Below are 23,264 nucleotides of genomic sequence, written 5' to 3'. Positions count from 1 at the left end.
ATGTATCATTTTCGTTCATCCATTTCATCATCCATTAGCGGAATAGTGATTCTTGATTTTACACAGTAATAAAAACAAAAATAACAAAAATGACTTTGTTTATAGAATAAAGAATCAAAGAAATATTTTAGAGTTTATTGTGTGAAGTAAAAGGAAATAAGATGGAATAGGCTTTAGGTTTTAATGAAAAAATAACGCAATGGCAATCTCCAGTGCAATTAATATAATAACCACCCATTCCAGTCGGGAGCTTTCCCGCACGTTCAGTACATCAGTAAACAGCGTAAGATTGTTCTCTACAATTTGCAAGCGGTAATCGAGATCTTTAAAACGGGTATTGATATCAAAATTAGCTTTAAGATGGCGGTTGAGCAGGTTGAGTTCCTCGTTATCCCAAACTAGATTTGGGTCATCAAGAATATATAAATTGTCTACGATACTGTTTTTTACATTTAGGACTTTTCCAATGTATTTGAGCAAGTTGGTTTTGGAAATACTGAGTTTACCACGTCGCTCCAATTCCAGAATGTAGTGTTTTGAAGAGGTAATGAGGTCATCGGTCAGTACTTCGTAATATTCAAGTGCAACAGATTGAGCGATATTGAGCATAACGATTCGCATGAGTGAGGAATCTATTTGAGAGACAGTGACATAATTGTTTTTTACGATGAGCTTTTGTAATGTTTCATCGGTTTCAATGCGGTATTCTTCTGATAAATCTAAATAGACTAAAGTAGTGGCGTAATTTTTTATAAAGTTGACAAATTCACTTTTGGCAACCGCATCATAATTGGCAAAGACCACAACACCATAATCAAAAACATATAAATAACGCTCGTTTTCCTCCAATGCATAAAACACCTCGGAAGTGGAGCCCGAATTCACTTCGGCACGAAAATCGCCACGGAATTTCTTTATATTAAAAGATTCCGCAATTTGAACAGCTTCGATTCTGATTTCCATAATCAAACTATTTTATACAAAATTAAGGAAAATTCAGATTTTATATTCGACTTTAAGATATTCTTTAGTTTTTTAATTAGCACACGCTGGAATTTCTCTTTATAATAACAAAATACTATTCTTGCAAATGCAGTCAGCACAACTCTTTTGAGTTCAATCATTTTCATTGTTAGCGGAAACATAGGCCATTATTTTATTCTAGTACTAACTTTTTTATATATTTGGTTATTATGATTGCATCAATTTCGTCGCATTTTCCTTTTGTGTATAATCTATTCTATCCTTTAAAAGATTGCGATAGCTTACATTTAAAAAAAATGAAAATGAGTTGTACATTATACTTCTATAACGGTATTAAATTACTTTAGAAAGAAAAAAAATCCAGAAAACAGTTATTCAATTGAAAATTAATACTTTAGTTATCGGTTTTATTTTTATAGGACTTGTTGCTTGTAACAACAACGAAAAAACTAGTCCTTTAGATGATGAACACAATCGTGGTCAGGGAAATGTTATTCCTGAAAGCCATAGTAATAGTAAACCACTTTTGGATGTTTCCAAGGCCTTAGATGTTAGATATTCATCTGAACAATTGGATAATACGAAAGGACTTTCCAATAGTTCTGTTAATGCTATTTTTCAGGATTCCGAAAATTTACTTTGGGTAGGTACATGGGATGGTCTAAATCGATATGACGGAAATAATTTCAAGATTTTCAGGCCTGAATTAGACAATGAAAATAGCCTGAGCAATCAGGTAATCCTTAAAATAGACGAAGATAATTCCGGACGAATCTGGATACTGACCATACATGGGATTAATCGTTATGATAAAAAAACGGATGCGTTTCAGCGGTATTATTTTACCAGGAAAAATAAACCACCCTTATCAGAATCAGAATTTAATATGGCGCTTGATGCTTCAAAAAAAGTATTCTGTGCCGTAAAGGATTGGGGAATTGGTTACTTTGACGGGACTGAATTTCAGTCATTAAAGGCCAAAAATCTTTCGACAAAAGCGGTACTAAAAATGGAATTTTCCCCAACAGGTGAATTGCTTGTTTTGTTCGAAAATAATGAACTCTTTGCTTTGTCACTTGGCACTGACAGCACTAACAAAAAAACAGTTTCAAAAGTAGCTTTGATTGCAAACAATGTTAAAACTTTTGGAATAGCTTCAAACCAGAAAATAGGTATCGTTCCCACAACAGGAAATGCAGTATTATATTCTTTGTTCGATAAAAAGAGTCAGGTTATTGTCCAAAAAAAAATTGAAAATAGTATTGGACATATTCCGGAAGGGCTCTTGCTTTCGAGTAAATCGGGATATTTAATTATTGATAGTACCGGAAATAGCATCGATACACCCTGGTTAAAATATCTTAAAAATCAAAAGATCACAACCTTAGTTCAGGGAAGTGAGAACGTACTTTGGACAGGTACAGATGGTGATGGAATTTTTAAAACGTATCCGCTTAAAAGAGCCTTTAATTTAATTTCTAAAGCACAAATTCCAGAACTGGATGGTGGCATTGTTAGGGCATTTCTTGAAGTCTATGGGAATTCTTTTTGGGTTGGAACTAAAGGAAAAGGGCTATTTCGCTTTTCTTCTAATTTTTATCTGAATCCTGAAAAACCGTTGCAATACACCGCCTTCAATGAAAGTAACAGTACGATTAACAATGCTGTATTTGCTTTATGTAAAGGACAAGAGGATTTAATTTTTATAGGAACTGATGGAGATGGCATTACTATTTTTGACTTGAAAAAATCAAGACTTATCAATTGGTCAGAAATTTTAGGGAGCGAAAAATGCGGTTTCTTTAAGTCAACGTATACCATTTATCAGGATAAAAAAGGATTTATTTGGCTTGGAACCAATGGATATGGGATGATTCGGTGCAAAATTGAACGTTCCGGAAATCAATTAAAAGTGACTGAATTCCAAAAATACCTTGCTGGCAATAATGCGGCAAAAGCATTAAGCAGTAATATTATTTTTTCAATAATTCCGAAGAATGAAAATCAGCTTTGGATAGGAACCCGTTTGGGTGGCTTAAGTCTGTTTAACAAAGAATCCGGTCAATTTCGCACCTATAAAAACATAAAGAATGATCCTAAAAGTTTATCCAATAATGATATATTATGTTTACAGATGGATGACAGTAATCGGCTTTGGATAGGGACAAGTTTTGGTTTGAATTTACTGGAAAACATAAAAAATGATGGAAGCGCTGTATTTAAAAGTTTTACAGTCAAAGACGGGCTTCCTAACAATACCATTCACGGAATTGTTTCAGATAAAAAATCCAATCTTTGGTTGAGCACGAATTTTGGATTATCTAATTTTATCCTTAACGGAAGAAAGTTTATTAACTACACAAAAAACGAAGGTCTTCAAAATAATGAATTTGCAGATGGGGCTTTTTACCAAAATGGGAAATCAGATTTCATTTTTATGGGAGGAATAAAAGGATTTAATTACTTTTTACCTCAAAAAATAAAAGAATCGGCCCTTATTCCAGCTATTCTTATTAATAAAATTAGCGGGCAAAATCAAGCAATTCCTTATTATCAGGGATTGGTGATACCACCAGATGCGACTTCACATCCTTCGATTGTATTGAACCACAATCAAAACTTTTTTGACATCGAATTAGCGGCTTTGACCTATGTTAATAGTGAAAAATGCAAATATGCTTATCAATTGATGAATTTTGATACCAATTGGAATTTCATTAGCAACCGAAGAATAATTTCCTTTACCAACGTTCCACAAGGAAATTATTCTTTATGGATAAAATGGACGAACAGCGATGGCGTTTGGAGTAAACCCGTTCATGCTATTGATATCCGCATTAAACCGGTGTTTTGGCAGTCTAATCTGGCTATTATAATTTATAGCGTGTTGTTTGCCCTTTTTATATTGTTTGTGTTGAGTTATTACAAAAAACGGCAGTCATTGAGTCAAAATATCCTTTTTCGAAAAAGAGAAGAGCAACTTCATGAAAACCGACTGACCTTTTTTACAAATGTAGCCCATGAGTTTCAAACTCCTTTGACTTTGATTGTTGGACCTGCTCAAAAACTATCTGAAACCGAAAATCTCAGCGATAAAAACCAGAAATTTATACAAATGATTCAGCGTAATTCTTCCAGATTATTGTTTCTCACACAACAATTATTAGAATTCAGAAAAGCAGAATACGATTATTTAGAAGTATCGGTAAAAGAATTTGATCTTGTTAATTTGGTGGAACAAATTGCCGAATTGTTTGACGAATGGGCATTAGAAAAAAATATTGTTTATAATCTTGATATTCCATCCACCCTCACAGGATGGTTTGATAAGGATAAAATAGAGAAAATAGTATTCAACCTGATGTCTAATGCTTTCAAATATACTCCTGTAAACGGAAAAATTGATCTTAAATTTCAGATTCAGGATTCAAAAACATTAAACATTACCATCATAAACACCGGAAAAGGGATTCCAAAACAAAAATTAGATTCATTATTTGATCGTTTTTTCTTGTCGGATATCCATGCAGGAACTGAAAATGATATGTTTAGAACAGGAATTGGACTGGCGTACATCAAGAAATTGGTGACCGTATTGCGTGGTGAAATTCAGGTTTCCAGTATTGCAAACGAAGAGACTACCTTTACCATTTTGGTCCCTTGCAATAAAGAATCGTTTACTGAAAAGGAACGAGACGTTGAAGTAAGTCCGATTTTGATTTCGCATCATCTAAAAAATATTCTGGAAGAAATTCCAGGCAAGACAGAGGATATTCCCAATAAAATTTCATCACTTGAAGTACTTGAAGACCATCGAAAAACGGTGTTGATAGTCGAAGATGAGAAAGAAATTCATTTGTTTCTAAATGATTTATTAGCAGAGAAATATAAAATTATTAGCGCCTATAATGGGATCGAAGCATTAGAAATTCTTGAAAATGACATCCCTGATATTATCATCAGTGATGTCATGATGCCTTTGATGGATGGAGTAGATCTTTGTAGAAAAGTCAAAACAGATAGTAAAACCTGGCACATTCCTTTTATTATGCTTACCGCAAAAGATTCAGTTATACATCGCATAGAAGGGTTGGAAAGCGGTGCCAATTCCTATATCCCGAAACCCTTTTATCCGGATCATTTATTGATAAGGATTCAAAAATTATTAGAAGAAAAAGAACTACTATTAAAGTACTTTACACAAGATACGCCGGTCGAAAACCTATCTGCGCTTCCAATTAATAATGAGGAAAAAGATTTTGTAAAAAGCGTAATCGAACTGATACGCAAGAATATTGATAATGAAAATCTTCAAAGCTTATTTATTGAAAAAGAATTAGGAATCAGTAATTCACAATTGTATCGTAAGATTAAACAGATTTTCGGGTTTACCCCGAGTGATTTAATTCGAACCGTACGGCTAAAACATGCCGCCGAATTGTTGCGTAAGAATGTATTGACAGTATCGGAAGTTTGCTATCAATCCGGTTTTAACAACCGTTCTTATTTCTACCGCGAGTTTAAAAAAATGTATGCGACCACACCAAAAAATTATCAGCTTAAATACAAATCTAAAGGCTAGAAGTTTTTAAAAGTCTTGTAATCAGCATCTTTTATGGAGGTGTACACTTTTGAAGAAATAGTGTACACCTTTTTTTGTGCGCTCCAATTACTTTTATCAAATGATTTTCAAATCAGCTAAAAAAACCATTAATGCATTTAATTAACCTAATTTTTATGAACATGAAAAAATTAACTCGAATTATTAATCAATTTAACACAACCCAATGATGAGAAAAAATATCATTTATAATATAGTTCTATTATGGACAATCGTATCGGGGAGTGCCATGTATGCACAAACAGTTAGGGGTGTAGTTTCGGATAGCAATGGTCCATTGCCGCAAGTAAATATTACCGTAAAAGGAACCGCTATAAATACGGTAACTGATTTTGATGGAAATTATACGATTAATAAAGTAGATTCTAATGCGGTTTTAGTTTTTAGCTATATCGGATATTTAACCAAAGAAATTCCGGTACTAGGAAATAGCATTGTCAATGCACGATTAACAAGTGATTCACAAAAATTAGACGAAGTAGTTATTGTGGGATATACAAGTCAAAAGAAGGCATCTATTACAGGAGCAGTAAGTTCGGTTAATATGGATGATTTATCAAAAACCAGAGTGGCAGATGTGGGTCAAGCTTTGCAAGGACAAGTAGCGGGTGTTTTTGTGTCAGCCAATACAGGTGCGCCTGGTGATGGAATCAAAATTCGTATTCGTGGAGAAGGTACGCTAGGAAATAATGACGTATTGTATGTGGTTGATGGCGTTCCTACACGTGATATTTCTTTCCTGAACCAATCGGATGTAAAATCAATGTCCGTATTAAAGGATGCCGCGGCAGGAGCTATTTATGGTTCAAGAGCAGCGGGAGGAGTGGTTTTAATCACGACCAAAAGTGGTGTAACAGGAAAATCAAGTTTTGATGTTGATTATTTCTCCGGAATTCACTTTGCTGCCAATCTTCCTAAAATGTTGAATACAGATCAATATTTGACGGTAAAAGATCAAGCTTGGCATAATACAGCTGGAAATGCAGCTTCGGCAATTAGTCCTTATGCAACAGACAGAAACAGAACTGATTTAGCCAATACTAATTGGCAAGATGAATTGTTTACTACAGGAATCTCTAAAAATTTCCAAGTTTCGGCCAGTGGTGGTTCTGAAAAAATGCAATATTTGATTTCAGGAGGTTATTTTGGACAAGATGGTATTATAGTGGAGAATAATGATAAATACCAACGTTTTAATTTTAGAACAAATGTTAACGCAAATCTTTCTGATCGTTTTAAAGTGGGGACCAATTTGCAACTTAGTTATGCCAAACAAGATAAATTGTCTTCCAGTGGCGATGCTCCGGGTATCATTCGTCATGCATTAATTCGTCCTCCAGTTTTGGGAGTTTATAAAAATTCAAGTGATCCAACTTATTCTGCAAGAAATCCATATACTGATTTGCCTTTCTATACAGGGCCTAATGATGGCTGGAGTAAAAATTACGAGTATACATCAAACCCTATTGCAATTGTTCATTTTACAGATGACAAAAGAAATACCTTCCAGACCTTTGGAAATTTATATGGCGAATATGCTTTCTTGGGAGATAAATCTTTAAAATTCAGAAGTAATTTAGGGGTTGATATTCAATTTTCACATAACAAGAATTTTGGGGAAAATTTTGGAGATGCGAACATTAGTGATGCTTCCAATCCCTTTTATGGTATGGGACGAAATAACAGACCCAACAGTTTGAACGAAAATAGAGGGGATGCTATGACTTTCACTTTCAGTAATACGTTGAATTACATAAAAACGATTAACGAAAAACATGCGGTCAATTTATTGTTAGGAACTGAGAATATTACCAGTAAATCAGCTGCAATAGGGGGCAGCAGAGAAAGGTTTGATAATACTACCGATCCTTTCAGATACCTTGATTATGGGAGTACAACGAATATTTATAGTTCAGGATCTGCCAGTAACTGGGCTTTGTTATCCTTCTTTGCTTCGGGAACTTATGGCTATGCCAATAAATATTTTGTTACCAGTACAATGCGGGCAGATGCTTCTTCTAGATTTGGGTCGAATAATAAATGGGGTTATTTTCCATCTGTTTCCGGTGGTTGGGTAGTTTCTAAAGAAGACTTTATGGAAAAAGCGGATTGGTTATCTAATTTAAAATTGAGAGCAAGTTGGGGGCAAAATGGGAATCAAGAAATACCTAATAATGCGTATCAAACAATTGTTGATGTAACTTCGGACCCGCCAGGTGTAAGAAGATACGGAAATGAAGACATAAAATGGGAAACTACCACGCAAACTAACTTTGGGATAGATTTAGGAATTTTGAAAAATAAAGTATCCTTTACTGCGGATTATTTTACCAAAAAAACTTCAGATATATTATTGACAGTAGGTTTACCGGCAGTAGCTGTAGGAGTTATCGACAGAACTTTTGTAAATGCAGGAGAGGTAAGCAACAAAGGATTTGAATTTGGATTGAATCTTCAAAACAAGGATCACGCATTCAAATACAATGTAAATGCGAACATCGCTACTTTGACCAATAGAGTAAATAAACTGCAAACATTTGTAAAGAATATTACCGATGAAGCGACACATACTAAAACAGAAGTAGGACAGCCAATAAGCTCTTATTATGGTTTCCAATTTGATGGGATTTATCAAAATGCTGCTGAAGTGAGCAATACTTTATTTGCAAATGCCAATGGAACACAACCAGGAGATATCAAGTTTAAAGATTTAAACGGTGATGGTCAGATTAACGCTGATGACAGAACTTTTATAGGTAACCCGATTCCAAAAGTAACCTATGGTTTTGCGTTTTCCAGTTCATATAAAAACGTTGATTTCTCTTTTTTATTACAAGGTGTAGAAGGAGTGGATCGCTATAATGATTTGAAACAAATCTTGGATTATGATAGCCGTCCTTTCAATTCAACAACAGCAGTGTTGAATAGCTGGCACGGTGAAGGAACAAGCAATACGACTCCCAGACTTACTTTTAACAACAATGGAGGTGGAAATGTATCGAGTGTTTTTGTTGAAGATGCGTCTTATCTAAGATTAAAAAATATTGAAATTGGATACACTTTTAATACTGAAATAGCTGGGGTTAAATACCTGCGCTTGTATGCATCAGGTCAAAATTTATTTACAGTGACTAAATACACTGGCTTAGATCCAGAATCCACGTCATTGATCGACAAAGGAACGTATCCACAATCTCAGTCGTTTATTTTAGGATTAAAAGTGCAACTTTAATAAAACAGTAAAAATATAAATCATGAAAAAAATAGTTATAACTGGACTTATATTAGGCTTAATGTTATTGGTAAGTTGTCAAGACGAACTTACGCAAGACCCAATTGGATTGACAACGTTGGAACAGGCAAATACTACACCGACATTAAATACATTGGAAAAATCGGTGAGTTCATCGTACCAATTGCTTTCAAATAGATTGAATATCCTGGCCCAATGGGATTGGGCCGGAGGACTTGTTTTTCAGAATGATTATATCATGCAAGATATCGCCTCGGATGATATGGAGAAAAAATGGTCTTCTGATGGCGATCAACCTTGGATTGACGAAATCAATAATTTTACCTTTACCTCTACTAATGGAGGGCCAAACGGGTTATGGAAATATGATTATGAAGGAATTAAAAGAATAAACACCGCCATCGAATTATTGACAAAAGCGGATATAGAAACAGTTACAGGAATAACTGCTGCCAGAAAAAATCAATTGTTGGGAGAAGCTTATTTCTTAAGATCATACTACTATTTCTCCTTGGTTACTAATTTTGGTGATGTGCCTTTAATTTTAACACCAGTAAAAACCTATCAGGAAGCTTTTGATGTTGCAGTGAGAGCAGATAAAGGATTGGTTTGGGACAAAATAAAATCAGATTTAGTCCTAGCAAAAGCATTGTTGCCAAACGCCAAATATTCTTCTACCACAGAAAAATGGCGAGTTTCTAAAGGTGCCGTGATAGCGCTTCAGGCAAAAGCGGCTTTATATACTCAAAAATGGGCAGAAGTAATAACTTTAGTGGATGAGTTAGCGCCACTTGGATATAGTTTAAATACAAATTATTTCGATAATTTCAGTACAGCTAAAGAATATACGGACAATGAAGTTATTTTTTCTTACGATCATCAATCCAATACCACCCCAAGGAAAGGGAATGGGATTTGTGCTCCTTTAGGATGGGGATTCTTTGCGCCAAGCACTGATTTTTTAAATTCATTTGAACCAAACGATCCAAGAAAATTATACACAGTTGATGCCGCGAATCAAAATGTGAATAAAATTTTAGGAAGCTTAAATGGTGCCAATAAAGGGAATGATGATGCCCCTACAAATAAAGTGTACCTGCGTTATGCTGATGCCCTGCTTTGGAAAGCCGAAGCAATGAATGAAACAGGTAATTATCCCGGAGCGATTGCAATTATCAACCAAATAAGAGCCAGAGCCAGAACTACAGTAACGGCATTAGGAACAATTCCGCCAGTGGGAACATTACTAAACCGGGCTACCTCTACAGATAAAGCAACTGTAAAAGGCTGGTTAATTTCAGAAAGAAGAGCAGAACTTGGTTTCGAAAATCAAAGAATGTTGGACTTAAAAAGATGGGGAATTGCAAAAGCAGTGATGACCGCTCATGGCAAAAGTTTTCAAGATAAACATATGTTGTATCCAATCCCTCAATCAGAAATTGATGCATCTGCAGGGACTTTGACACAAAATCCAGGGTATTAATGTTCTGGTTTATTTAAGATCCCTTGAGAAGTAGCAGTTGCATTTAAAAAATTGCTACTTCTCTATTTTTATATTTTGAATTGATTTCTGATCCTTAAAAGTAAAATCTGAACCAACATGAATTTCATAAATGGTCTGAATTTTTTTAAATCTAATGAAAATCAGTTTCTTATTCTATATATCTGTAAATAAATAGAATAGTTGTAAGATTTTATGAATAAATTTACTGTTACACTACACATCTTCGTAAGCTAGAAATAGATTTCGACTAAAAACTAAAAAAACTAAAATAGATTAGCATGAAAGATATTGCAAAACGTTTTACACAAAACCCATTATTATCCCCAGCAGATTTACCTGCCAGCAGAGAAGGCTTACAAATTACCTGTCTTCTTAATCCGGGGGTATTTCAATTTGAAGGAAAAACATGGTTGATTGTTCGTGTTGCCGAAAGACCGGAACAAAAAGAGAATAGTATTTCGTTTCCTATTTTAACGGAAACTGGAGCGATTAAAATTATAGAAATTCCTACAGCCGATCCGGAATTAGACGCCAGCGATGCCAGAGTGATCAATTATAAAGGAGTAGATTATTTGACTACGTTATCACATCTGAGATTATTATGCAGTACCGATGGACATCATTTTTATGAGCCAGAGAATTATCCACCTTTAGTTGGAGAGGGAATATTGGAAACATTTGGTATAGAAGATTGCCGGGTTACTTTGCTCGAAAATAAATATTACCTGACCTATACCGCAGTTTCTGATAATGGAGTAGGTGTAGGTTTACGCACCACAACCGATTGGAAAAATTTTCAATCCCATGGGATGATGTTGCCACCACACAATAAGGATTGCGCCATCTTTGATGAAAAAATAAATGGGATGTTTTATGCTTTACACCGCCCAAGCAGCGTTGATATTGGAGGAAATTATATTTGGATCACTTCCTCTCCGGATGGCTTGCACTGGGGAAATCACCATTGTATTATAAAAACAAGGGCTGGGCTATGGGATAGCAAAAGAGTGGGTGCAGGAGCTGCTCCCATAAAAACTGAAAAAGGGTGGCTGGCTATTTATCATGGAGCCAATGCGGCACATCAATATTGTTTAGGGGCTTTTTTAATGGATTTACAAGATCCTACAAAAGTAATTGCACGCACTGAAGAACCCATAATGGTTCCTACCGCAACCTATGAGTTGACTGGTTTTTTTGGGAATGTAGTATTTACTAACGGACATATTGTTCAGCCTGATGGCGATACGGTTACCATCTATTACGGTGCTTCGGATGAGTTTGTTTGCGGCGCGGAGTTTTCTATCAAAGCGATTTATTCACTTTTAAAATTTAACTAATGTTCAAGAAATTACAAACCGAAATTAGCCATTTTAAAAGCCAGACCCACAATTTTCAAATATTAGTACTTACTAATCTGGTCTATGCCATCGTGTTGCCGGTGATCGATATTTTTGTAGCTGCTTATGTGATGCGAAGCTCTAATGACCCAGTAAAGGTGGTGATTTATCAGCTTACTATTTATACCGGAATACCGCTTACTTTTTTATTGAATGGCTATTTGCTGAAACATTTTAATATCAGGAAATTATATTCGGCAGGAATGATGCTTAGCGGCGTTTCCATGATGATTATGATGTCATTAAAGACATTAGATTTAGTGGGAATAGGATTTGCAGGTATTACGATGGGATTGTCTTTTGGCTTTTATTGGTCCAACAGAGATTATTTGGCATTAGCCATTACCAATGATACGAATCGAAATTATTATTATGGTTTGGAAACCTTTTTCTACACGATTATAGCCGTAGTCATTCCCATTACTATTGGTTGGTTTATCGAATCAAGCGGAGACGAAGCACAAATTCACACGGCCTATCTAATTATTACCGGAATCGTATTTTTAGTGACTGTAGCAGCCTCTATAGTTTGTTTCAGGGGGACATTCAAAAACCCGGAACAAAAAAAATACGTTTTTTTTAAATTTCACCAATTATGGTATAAGTTGTTGTCATTGTCAGTATTGAAAGGTTTGGTACAGGGTTTTCTGGTAACAGCGCCAGCCATGCTAATCATGTTATTAATAGGGAAAGAAGGGGCATTAGGAACTGCTCAATCCATAGGAGCTATAATTGCTGCAGTAATTATGTATGTTTTAGGAAGGATTTCAAAACCTTCGGATCGAATAAAAATTTTTACTGCAGGACTTGTCTTATTTGCCTTAGGAGCAATAGTCAATGGGTTATTATTCAATCAAACCGGTGTGATTATGTTTATTTTATTGTTGCTGATTGCAAAACCCCTGATGGATTTGGCGTATTTTCCAATTCAATTTAAAGTAATCGATATTGTTTCTAAAATTGAAAAAAGAGGCGAATTTGCCTATATTTTGAACCACGAGGCGGGATTATTTACAGGGAGATTTTTAGGAGCGGGAACGTTTCTCGTTTTGGCCTATGCTATCTCTACTGAAATTGCGTTGCGCTATGCTATTGTTATCGTTGCGATATTGCAGTTGAGTTCTATTTTTGTCGCCAAGAAAATTATAGCAGAAGGGAAATTGCTTTCTCCGGATGAACCTGTAATTGATAGCAAAGTACGGAATGAAGTGGCCGAAAAAATGCTGTAAATACCGATCAATTTCTAAAATAGAATTATAATTAAATCAAAATAAGAAATGAATATTATTTTCAAAATTACTTGCGCTGGTTTGTTTCTTATCCTTTTCGGATTCAATGGAACTGCCCAAGTTAAACAACAAAGGATAGCACGTGTGGACCAGATGCCAAACTTGCCCAAACCATTTCAAATCATCGATTATAAAAAAATGGCGGTGCGTTTTGATAGTACCGTATATGATTTTAATGCCAAAGGTAAATTTTGGCCGATGGTATGGATAGACAGTACCAAAAAGAATTTTCCTCAAAACGTTGTTGGTATCTATACCGCAGTGGCTGATGTGAGGCAAGGAACCAATAATAAAGGGATGTTTCATGAAGCACTCGCTACAATGGGAGCCACATTAGGCGCCAGTTTAGTGGGGATAGACAAAAGCAAACAACCAAATTTAAATTATGTTGGTATGCTAAAAAATTATTTCAATAGTGAAACAGGTTGGGACATTATGATGAACAATACGGCTCCGGAAGTGGCTTTATTGGGTGGTGGTTATGGACGGGATTGGTGGTATGATGTATATCCGAATCTCTTGTTTTATGCCGTTTATGACAAATACCCTAACGAACCGGGTTTTGATGTAATCGCTAAAAGTATAGCCGAAAAATTCTTCAAAGCCGATTCTATTTTAAATGGGAATTATGATTATTCCTATTTTGACTACGGCAAAATGAAACCGATGAAAAACAACATCTGCGCGCAACCTGATGCCGCAGCGGGTCATGCATGGGTTTTGTATGCAGCGTATAAAAAATTTGGAGATCCAAGGTATTTAAAAGGAGCCAAAAGTGCATTGGCTGCACTACAATCGCAACCTATAAATCCAACGTATGAATTGCTAATGCCTTTTGGAGCTTATTTAGCGGCAAGAATAAACGCAGAAGAAGGAGCAGCGCAATACGACACGAATAAAATGTTGGGGTGGACCTTCGATGGAACCGCAATTTGTAGGGAAGGCTGGGGTGTTTTGGTAGGCAACTGGAACGGAATTGACATTTCAGGAACCGTTGGTAGTACCGTGGATCATGGTGGTTATGGCTTTTTGATGAATACCTATGATATGGCTTGGCCAATGGTTCCGATGGTTCGCTACAATCAATCGTATGCTACGGCAATTGGGAAATGGATGTTGAACGCCGCTAATGCTTCGCGCTTCTTTTATCCGCAGTACATGCCGGATGAGCACGAAACGATTCCGCATCTAGCTGAGGTTAGCAAAGGAGTAATCGGGTATGAAGGGATGATTCGTCAGTCCAGTTATAAAGCCTATGAAAACATAAAGGGACCCGTGGCACAAGGTGACGGACCACTTTGGGTACCGGGTCAAAATCCCGAAGAATCGCAATTCAGTGTTTATGGCAGCGGACATGTGGGGATCTTCGGAAGCATTATCCGTGCAACGAATGTGACTGGAATTCTACAATTGAATCTACTGGCTACTGATTTTTATAGTGATAAAGCCTATCCTTCTTTTTTATATTATAACCCTTATGCTACGAATAAAAAAGTTTCAGTAGCTGCAGAGCAAGGAAAAAAAGTCGATTTGTACAATACTGTTTCGGGGCGTTTTGTTGCGCGTAACGTTTCTTCTTCGGTTAAAATAAAGATTGCTCCAGAAAGTGCTGCGGTACTTATTTGTGTTCCATCTGGCGGTAAAATAACGTATGAAGGTTCTAAAATGTTAGTAGACGGTGTTGTGGTAGATTATAATTTTCAACAGAAAAAATAAACTTTTTGATATGAAATATACAATCAGTACATTATTTTATTTGTTGCTGTTTGCTGGTAGCTCCGTTGCCGCACAACAGCATGAAAATTCAGAAAAATGGTGGAAAGAATCGGTATTTTACCAAATCTATATGCCTAGTTATGCGGACAGTAATGGCGATGGATATGGCGATTTTAAAGGGATGATCAAAAAGTTGGATTATTTGCAGGGGTTGGGCATAAAAGGAATCTGGCTGACTCCATTTCTCACTTCGCCAAAGGTTGATAACGGTTATGACATTGCTAATTATTACGAGGTAGATCCTACTTATGGCAGCAAAGCAGATTTTGATACTTTTTTGAAAGAAGCGCATAAAAGAGGAATTAAAGTGATTATGGATATGGTGCTGAATCATACTTCCACGGAGTGCAATTGGTTTCAGGAATCTCGAAAATCAGTTGACAATCCATATCGGGATTATTATATTTGGAAAGATAAACCCAACAATTGGGAATCTTTTTTTGGGGGAACCGCTTGGGAGAAAGACACGGTAACCCATCAATATTACTATCATAAGTTTGATAAAAAAATGGCAGATCTCAACTGGTCGAATCCTAAAGTTGTGGCTGAGGTTCAAAAAGGGCTACGCTTTTGGCTGGATAGCGGTGTCGATGGATTTCGATTGGATGTAATCAATTTTTTAACCACCGATGGAATTATGGCGAATAATCCGGTAAAAGACGGGCTACAACAACACACCAACGACATCGATCAGGCTGGTGTGAAAAATGCCATGCGAATCATAAAATCGACTGTAAGCGAATATGATAATCGTTTTATAGTAGGAGAAATAGGAAGCGATAAAATTGATGTTTTAAAACAATACCAGTCACAGGATTTGTTGGATGTGGTTTTTAATTTCAACTTTGGAAGCATTAAAATATTTTCTTCGCAACGTATTTTTGACGAATTGCAAAGTATGGAAAAAAACATGAGCAATTATCCAACTTTGTTTTTTGGAAGCCATGATATGCCTCGAATGATAGACCGATTAGCCGATGGTAATCCTGATAAAGCGTTGGCATTATCGGCATTGATGCTTACCGCCAAAGGGGTTCCTTTTATTTATTATGGCGAAGAAATCGGGATGCATAACATCATCGCAGAAAATTTGGGTGAAATGGTCGATATTCAAGGAAGGACTCATTATGAATTGGCTTTGGCCAAAGGGAAAAAATCTAATGAAGCGCTTGTTGAAGGAAATGAGCACAATCGGGACAAATCCCGTAGTCCGATGCAATGGAATTGGACTCCTTTCGCAGGTTTTTCAACACAGAAAACTTGGATAAAAATTAATCCTGATTACAAAAAAAACAATGTTCAGCGTTTAATGAACAAAAAAAAGTCCATTCTTAACGGCTACAAAAAGTTGATTGCGCTGCGAAATAATGAAAAAGTTTTGCAATATGGGAAATACGAAAGACTAGAACATCATAACAATCAAATTTTGTTTACCCGTTCTTTTGAAGGAGAGCAAATTACGGTACTCATAAATTTTGGCTTAGCAAAAGAAATCAAGCTTCCAAAAGGAGCTAAAATCCTAATGGGAAAACCAAAATTGAAACCTAATGGTTTTATTATTTACAAAAATTAGCATAAATATATCAACCGAATACTTTTTAAAACAATAAAAATGAATCTGAACATACCTAATGATTTAGAAAAAAGTGCTGTTTTTGAACAAATTGCGGCAGCATTAAAAAAAGAAAATTTTACCATTATAAAACAAGATGAAACCCGGCCTTGGGGAGGTTTTTTTGTAATTGACGAAAGTCAAGCTTCTGCTTTTGCAGCTCAATTTTTCCCACATCTAGAAATGGATGTGATTAAAATTACGAATAAACTGAGTCCTAAAATCTTAGTGGTTGCTCCACATAAACGGTTGTCTTGGCAATTTCATCATCGTCGAGCCGAAATATGGAAAATACTTTCTGGTATTGTTGGGGTAAAAACGAGTTTGACCGATGAAGAAGGGGACATTCAAAAACTGGCACCAGGCACTTTTATTCAAATGGACAATGGGGAACGCCATCGCTTGATAGGCCTTGATTCTTGGGGGATAGTTGCCGAAATTTGGCAGCATACTGATCCGGAAAACCCTTCTGATGAAGATGATATTGTTCGTTTACAAGATGATTTTGGAAGATAAATAAGGATTGTTTCTATTGTGGGTCATGTTGAGGCATTGGGATAGGTAAGATTTTTTTATAAATTGAGAAGGAAACCTAGTCACTTGTACTTTAAAGGCTAATAAATAATAGTTTATTTTGATTTTAAAACATTATAATTCAATTAACACCAAAGAATATAGGCCTTTGGTGTAAATGCTTAATTTTGTTCAAAATTCAAAATTTAGATGATAAAAAATATTCCAATTTCTATATTAGAATTAGCAGTGATTACTGAAGATAGCAACGCTAGCGAAACATTGCAAAAAACAAAAGAGGTAGCCCAGCTTGCTGATAGTTTGGGATACAATCGATTTTGGTTAGCCGAACATCATAATATGGCACATGTGGCTAGTTCAGCGACGGTTGTTCTGATTGGTTATATTGCCAGTCAAACACAAAATATTAGAGTGGGGTCCGGAGGAATCATGTTGCCAAATCATTCCCCGCTTATCGTTGCGGAGCAGTTTGGAACATTGGAATTGCTCTATCCTGACCGAATTGATTTGGGCTTAGGAAGAGCGCCAGGAACGGACTCGTTGACCGCACAAGCCATTCGGAAAGATTTCTTTGAACAATCCCAACGATTTCCACAAAATGTGGCCGCACTTCAGGATTATTTTTCTGTGGAAAATGCTACAGCAAATGTACGTGCCTTCGCTGCAGAAGGGACAAAAGTTCCGGTTTGGATTTTAGGCTCCAGTATGGATAGTGCGGCTTTGGCTGCTGCCAATGGATTACCGTATGCATTTGCAGGACATTTTGCACCCAAATTGATGTTGCAAGCGTTTGAATTTTATCGTGATAATTTTCAGCCTTCTCCATTTTTGGACAAACCCAAAACGATGGCATGTGTAAATGCGATAGCCGCAGATACAGATAAAGAAGCTGAAATTTTGTCAACCAGTTTGACGCAAATGTTTCTGAATTTAATACGAAATGATAGAAAAGGACTGCAGCCTCCGGTTGATTCTTTAGAAGGGATTATGAGCGATCAGGAACGTTTTCATGTTAACCAGATGACAGCCTGCTCATTTGTGGGAAACAAAGAAAAATTAGCAACCGATATACAGCAATTTATAACTTATTCCCGTGTTGATGAATTGATGATTACCAGTCCCATTTTTAATCATCAGGAGAAATTGAAAAGTTTGCGACTCATGAAAGAAGTTATCGATACTTTAAAATAATATTTCAACTAAAGTATAAGAATCGTTTGAAAGTAAAAAAATCCCGTTTCAATTGAAACGGAATTTTTATTTATACAAATGTTGGAATTTCATTATATGTGGGGTATCTAAAATAAATTATCATTTACTTTTCTTCAAAGCATCCATCAATTCTACCATATCCACAACAGCATAAGTAGAGGAATAGTCAGATACAGCATAAGGCAATATAAGACTGTTGTTGTGAATAATTGAACCGCAAGAATATACGACATTGGGAACATACCCTTCTCTTTCGTCCTCTAATGGTGAAAGCAAGGGTTCTTTAAGCCTTCCAATTTCTTTCGAAGGATCGTCAAGATCAAACAGTGACGCACCTATGCAGTAGCGTCTCATGGCGCCCACACCATGGGTGATAACTAGCCAGCCTTCTGCAGTCCAAAGTGGGGAACCACAATTTCCGATTTGTGTAAATTCCCATGGATAACGGGGCTCTTGAAGCATAACAGGATTGTTCCATTGTGTAGCTCTATCAGAATACATAAGGTAATTGTTAACCCCATCAATTCTAGATAGCATGGCATACTTACCCTTTATTTTTCTGGGAAATAATGCCAGGTTTTTATTTTGGGCACCGATTCCATGTAATGGCATTACACGGAACGTATAAAAATCTTCGGTAGAAATTAGTTTTGGAAGAATGGTATGACCATTATAAGCCGTATAAGTTGCTATTATTCTTTCTGATTTATCATCATCCACAAAGCGCACAAAGCGGGCATCTTCAATACCACGACTTTCAGAATCTGATATTGGAAATATAACACGTTCGGTTATATCAGAATCGTGCTTGAATTGCAAATCATAAAATGAATCTGCCAACCAGATTATTTCTTCGAGGGCAATTCTTCTTTCTTGGCGAATCATTGGATCGCATAAGGCTGTATTTATCATGCTTTTTAATACGGCATACTCAAATTCATCGGGAAGATCCTGCATAATATGGGCAGAGTACTTGTTTGAAGTATGCATTTCTGCCAATTTTATTAAAAACCGTTTTTTGTTATATAATGTTTTGTGTACAATCTCAGCTTTGTCAATATTATTTCCAATTTTCATTATTTGGAGATGGTTGTTCTTATCCAGGATTCCCCTTCTAAAAACGATGGATGAAATATGACCTTCACCAGTGGCACGGAAAGAAATAATAACCCTTTTTTCACCCATTTCTAGGCCCGACTGATCAAAATCTTCCACAATGGACGGGTTGAAAAAAGCGGCAGATTCTATCGCATACTCCATTGTACAGTAGGAACCTATAAGCATTTTTCGTTCATCTGACAGGCCGTCATAATTGATTTGCATCCCCTCAATTATTCCTCTAATTTTTTCACAATGCCTGAAAAATGTGCTGGAAATATTTCGATGCCGTCTGGCAAACTCCCGGAGTGTGTGTTCCAGGGTATCTATTACCTGTTTTTCGTCCAACATCATTATATGGCCGACCATTTTTTGGGTCCGTTGATCTCCATTCATAAAATACCGGGCAACAACCCTCCTAGAATCAGGCGTGAATATTACATTTTTTCGGATGACAGAAACTCGCATATATTTATTTTTTTTTATAATAAAGTGTGCTTTTGTGAAGTAATAAAAGGCGGTTAGGGATTAATATCTGTTCTCAAATTTCTTTAAGAAGTTGGGGGTTTTAAAGCGCAAATTTTAATTATGTGTTGTTTCAAAATTACGAAAAAATAAACATAAAAATAAGTGTAAATTGGTTTATATAGCATTGAGCAAGCTTTGATTAATTATAAAGTGTTTTTTAGTCTTATTGAAACCTAAAGAGGAATGATATCAAAGCATAGATTCTTTTTCGAATTAGAATTTAAAGATTAGGTCTGCACTATTTTTAGAAGTTGTCTATATTTTGGAGTTTTAAGCAAAAATATTTTAAAATTGATGTTATTTTTTTTGTAAATTTAATGTGTTGTAATTCAGTTATTTGAATTAATTTAGCATGCTTATTTTAGGAACTAAGTACACCCCAAACAGGTATAAATAAGTACATTAAAATGAACAGATATAAAGCAGCTGTACAAGAATTAATTTCAGAGACTGGAATCACCATCAATGGCAACAAGCCTTATGATATAAAGGTTCATAATCCAAGATTTTATCAACGTGTTTTAAGTCAGGGATCACTTGGAATGGGAGAAAGTTATATGGAAGGCTGGTGGGATTGTGAAGACTTAGACACTTTTTTCAATAAAATATTTACAAATGGAATTGAAAAAAAAGTACAGAATAACTGGAAATTCTTTTTGTTAGTTCTTAAAGCAAAGTTTTTTAATCTTCAGACTAAATCTAAAGCACTTCAATCCATCGCGCATCATTATGATATTGGGAATGTATTATATGAAAATATGCTCGATCCTTTAATGATGTATTCCTGCGGTTATTGGGAAGGGGCATCAACTTTAAGTGAAGCACAAGAACAAAAATTAAAATTAATCTGTGAAAAACTACAATTAAAACCAGATCAAAAAGTATTAGACATAGGTTGTGGATGGGGCGGATTTGCTTATTATGCCGCAAAAAATTACAAAGTGAATGTTGTTGGGATAACCATTTCGACAGAACAACAAAAATTAGCCATTGAGCGTTGCAAAGGTCTGAATGTTGAAATTCGTTTTCAGGATTACAGAGATATTGATGAAAAATTTGATCGTATTGTGTCTATCGGGATGTTAGAACATGTTGGGTATAAGAATTACGATAGATTCATGAAAATTATTAATAAAAATCTAACGGATAATGGTCTTTGTCTACTGCATTTTATTGCCAGTAACAAAACAGATTTGAATACGGATCCCTGGATTCATAAATATATTTTTCCCAGTGGATTAATTCCTTCTTTGGCACAAATAGGAAAAGCAATGGAAGAAAAACTATTGCTAGAGGATTTACATAACATCGGGTTACATTATTATTACACTTTAAAGGCTTGGCAAGATAATTTTAAAAAATCCAGTGATTCTTTAAAAAAGGAATATGATGAAACATTTTACAGAATGTGGAATTTTTATCTGGCTATATCGGCAGCATCCTTCCGTTCCCGAAGGTTAAATCTTTGGCAGATTGTAGTTGCAAAACCATCTTTTCAAAAGGAATATAAGTCTGTTCGATTTTAAAGTCTGCATTCCTCAAATTGCAGCAACAATCACTTGAATTGTCATCGAATAATTAAATTAGAAGTTTTATGGAAACCAGAATAAAATCAATTTGGACAGGCTCAATCACTTTTGGATTGATTAATATCCCAATTAAAGTATTTTCAGCAGTTAAGGAGAGCAATATTGAAATGAATATGCTCGATAAGAATGATTATTCTAACATTAAATTTAAACGCGTTAATGAAAATACGGGCAAAGAAGTCGCTTATGCTGATATAGTAAAAGGGTATAAACTGGATGACCGGTATGTGGTAATTGAAGACACAGATTTTGAAGCTGCTGCAGCTGAAAAAACCAAGACTATTGAAATAATGAATTTTGTTGATGAAAAAGAAATTGACACTATTTATTATGAACAGCCTTATTATCTTGAACCTGATAAAGGAGCTTTGAAGGCGTATGCATTGCTTCGGGATGCGTTGAAAACTTCTGAAAAAGTAGGGGTAGGTACCATTGTTTTAAGAAATAAAGAGAGTTTAGTTATTTTAAAATCTTATAAAAATGTTATCGTGCTTAACCGAATTCGATTTCAAGAGGAGATTAGAAATACTACCGAATTAAAATTACCTCCGCTTTCTGAAATGAATTCAAAAGAAATGGATATGGCAGTTAAATTAGTGGAACAATTAACCGAGAAATTTGATATTGCAAAATACAAGGATAATTATACAGCAAAACTTTTAGAAATTATAAACAATAAAGTAAAAGGAAAAAAACAAGTTGCCCCTAAGTTAAAAGTGGTACATAAACAAAATGATGATCTAATGGCTATGCTGAAAGCGAGTCTTGAAAGCGAGAAAAGTAAATCGTCTTAATGCGGTGGATTTTCAGAAATCCTTTTCAGAATTAGTTCTAAATTGGCTCCTTTGCCCAATACCGGTTTCCATAAATCACCTTTTTTGTCAAAGCGTTTCAGCACGTTTTTGATGGTAAATTGTACTGGAGATAATTTTTCATTCACTTCTCCCCATTCCAAAGGAGTTGAAACGGTGGCTCCGGGTCTGGGTCTGACAGAATAGGCCGAAGCCAAAGTCTGCCCTTGTCTGTTTTGTAAAAAATCAATATAGATTTTATTCCCTCTATTTCCAACCGGTCGTGTAACACTAGCTATTTCAGGCAATCTAGCAACAACTTTGTTTGCAATTAATTCTGAAAATAGTTTAACGGAATCATACCGGTATTGAGCCCCTAACGGGATGTAAATATGCAAACCTGTTGCTCCTGAAGTTTTGCAATAGCATTCTGTTTCCAATTCATCCATTATTTTTTTTACGGTATGTGCTGTTTTTACAACCTCTTTAAAATCATTTTTTGCAGGGTCTAAATCAATCACAGCCCAATCCGGTTTATCCATTTTCTTAATTGTGGAATTCCATGGGTTGAATTCAATACAACCTAAATTTGCCATATACAGTAAGGTTGCTTTGTCATTGCACAGCAAATAATCAATGTATTTATCATTCGATTCCGAATAAATTTTCTCCGTTGTCAGCCATGATGGAATTTTTTCCGGATCCACATCTTTTTGATAAAAACTGGTTCCGTTGATTCCATTAGGAAATCGGTTCATGGATTCCGGGCGATTCTTTAGATAGGGTAATATGAATGCAGAAACTTCATTATAATAATTTACGATATCCCCTTTTGAAATACCATCATCTGGGAAAAATATTTTGTTTTGATTGGTTAAATGCAAACTTACTTTGCCCATTTTTAAATAAAAATCATTTTCATTTATACTATTCATGGCAGTAATTTTTAATTTAAGTTTATGTAATTTTCTTGTTATTTTTTAACTACATAGTTTTTCTTGATTTTGTAAAGACGTTTCACTTGATTATAGTAAATCATAGGTATGCGAAATCAAGAATTGGTCTATTCTTTTCTT

General features: G+C 35.4%; 14 protein-coding genes. 11 read left to right on the top strand and 3 right to left on the bottom strand.

Translation table 11 applies throughout. The features are described from left to right. Nucleotides 1-180: 180 nt before the first annotated feature. Entirely contained in the window at nt 181-963 is a 783-nt protein-coding gene (locus ACNQGG_RS04205; protein ID WP_417961786.1) for an RMD1 family protein, read from the bottom strand. Between the two features lie 400 nt (nt 964-1,363). On the opposite strand from ACNQGG_RS04205, the gene ACNQGG_RS04200 reads away from it, so the two are divergent. The 9 genes from ACNQGG_RS04200 (at nt 1,364) to ACNQGG_RS04160 (ending at nt 18,161) form a co-directional block, all read left to right on the top strand. Then, nucleotides 1,364-5,566 carry a hybrid sensor histidine kinase/response regulator transcription factor gene (locus tag ACNQGG_RS04200; protein ID WP_417961785.1) on the top strand — a complete coding sequence of 1,401 codons (4,203 nt, stop codon included), beginning with the start codon at nt 1,364-1,366 and terminating at the stop codon, nt 5,564-5,566. A 205-nt stretch (nt 5,567-5,771) separates the two neighbouring features. Further along, nucleotides 5,772-8,837: a SusC/RagA family TonB-linked outer membrane protein gene (locus ACNQGG_RS04195; RefSeq protein WP_417961784.1), complete on the top strand. Its 3,066-nt coding sequence runs from the start codon at nt 5,772-5,774 to the stop codon at nt 8,835-8,837. Between the two features lie 22 nt (nt 8,838-8,859). After that, the gene (locus ACNQGG_RS04190; RefSeq protein ID WP_417961783.1) at nt 8,860-10,341 is read left to right on the top strand and encodes a RagB/SusD family nutrient uptake outer membrane protein; all 1,482 of its coding nucleotides are present in this window, start codon (nt 8,860-8,862) and stop codon (nt 10,339-10,341) included. A 299-nt stretch (nt 10,342-10,640) separates the two neighbouring features. Beyond that, a complete protein-coding gene (locus ACNQGG_RS04185) occupies nt 10,641-11,699 on the top strand; it encodes a glycoside hydrolase family 130 protein (protein ID WP_417961782.1) in 1,059 nt (352 codons plus the stop codon). After that, the gene (locus ACNQGG_RS04180; RefSeq protein ID WP_417961781.1) at nt 11,699-12,988 is read left to right on the top strand and encodes an MFS transporter; all 1,290 of its coding nucleotides are present in this window, start codon (nt 11,699-11,701) and stop codon (nt 12,986-12,988) included. Before ACNQGG_RS04185 ends, ACNQGG_RS04180 begins: the two co-directional genes overlap by 1 nt. Before the next feature lie 48 nt (nt 12,989-13,036). Then, complete coding sequence (locus ACNQGG_RS04175) at nt 13,037-14,764, top strand: hypothetical protein (protein ID WP_417961780.1); 1,728 nt, start codon at nt 13,037-13,039, stop codon at nt 14,762-14,764. A 10-nt stretch (nt 14,765-14,774) separates the two neighbouring features. Then, nucleotides 14,775-16,397 carry an alpha-glucosidase gene (locus ACNQGG_RS04170; RefSeq protein WP_417961779.1) on the top strand — a complete coding sequence of 541 codons (1,623 nt, stop codon included), beginning with the start codon at nt 14,775-14,777 and terminating at the stop codon, nt 16,395-16,397. Nucleotides 16,398-16,436: 39 nt separating this feature from the next. Further along, complete coding sequence (locus tag ACNQGG_RS04165; protein WP_417961778.1) at nt 16,437-16,952, top strand: cupin domain-containing protein; 516 nt, start codon at nt 16,437-16,439, stop codon at nt 16,950-16,952. Between the two features lie 207 nt (nt 16,953-17,159). After that, nucleotides 17,160-18,161 (top strand): LLM class flavin-dependent oxidoreductase, encoded by a 1,002-nt coding sequence (locus ACNQGG_RS04160; protein WP_417961777.1) that lies wholly within the window; start codon nt 17,160-17,162, stop codon nt 18,159-18,161. Nucleotides 18,162-18,281: 120 nt separating this feature from the next. Here the strand turns inward: ACNQGG_RS04160 and ACNQGG_RS04155 are convergent, their stop codons facing one another. Then, nucleotides 18,282-19,676 (bottom strand): glycoside hydrolase family 130 protein, encoded by a 1,395-nt coding sequence (locus ACNQGG_RS04155; protein WP_417961776.1) that lies wholly within the window; start codon nt 19,674-19,676, stop codon nt 18,282-18,284. Nucleotides 19,677-20,215: 539 nt separating this feature from the next. On the opposite strand from ACNQGG_RS04155, the gene cfa reads away from it, so the two are divergent. Together cfa and ku are read left to right on the top strand one after the other, a co-directional pair. Then, on the top strand, nt 20,216-21,334 hold the full coding sequence (gene cfa, locus ACNQGG_RS04150) for a cyclopropane fatty acyl phospholipid synthase (RefSeq protein ID WP_417961774.1): 1,119 nt from the start codon (nt 20,216-20,218) through the stop codon (nt 21,332-21,334). 68 nt (nt 21,335-21,402) lie between these two features. Beyond that, nucleotides 21,403-22,191 (top strand): non-homologous end joining protein Ku, encoded by a 789-nt coding sequence (gene ku / locus ACNQGG_RS04145; RefSeq protein WP_417961773.1) that lies wholly within the window; start codon nt 21,403-21,405, stop codon nt 22,189-22,191. Here the strand turns inward: ku and ligD are convergent. Further along, nucleotides 22,188-23,123 carry a non-homologous end-joining DNA ligase gene (gene ligD / locus ACNQGG_RS04140; protein WP_417961772.1) on the bottom strand — a complete coding sequence of 312 codons (936 nt, stop codon included), beginning with the start codon at nt 23,121-23,123 and terminating at the stop codon, nt 22,188-22,190. The two genes, ku and ligD, sit on opposite strands and share 4 nt — an antisense overlap. Nucleotides 23,124-23,264 lie beyond the last annotated feature (141 nt).

The sequence above is a fragment of the Flavobacterium esculini genome, from assembly GCF_048284325.1.
Taxonomy (GTDB): domain Bacteria; phylum Bacteroidota; class Bacteroidia; order Flavobacteriales; family Flavobacteriaceae; genus Flavobacterium.
Note: the sequence above shows the minus strand (reverse complement) of the source record. Positions and strands in the feature narration are given on the sequence as shown.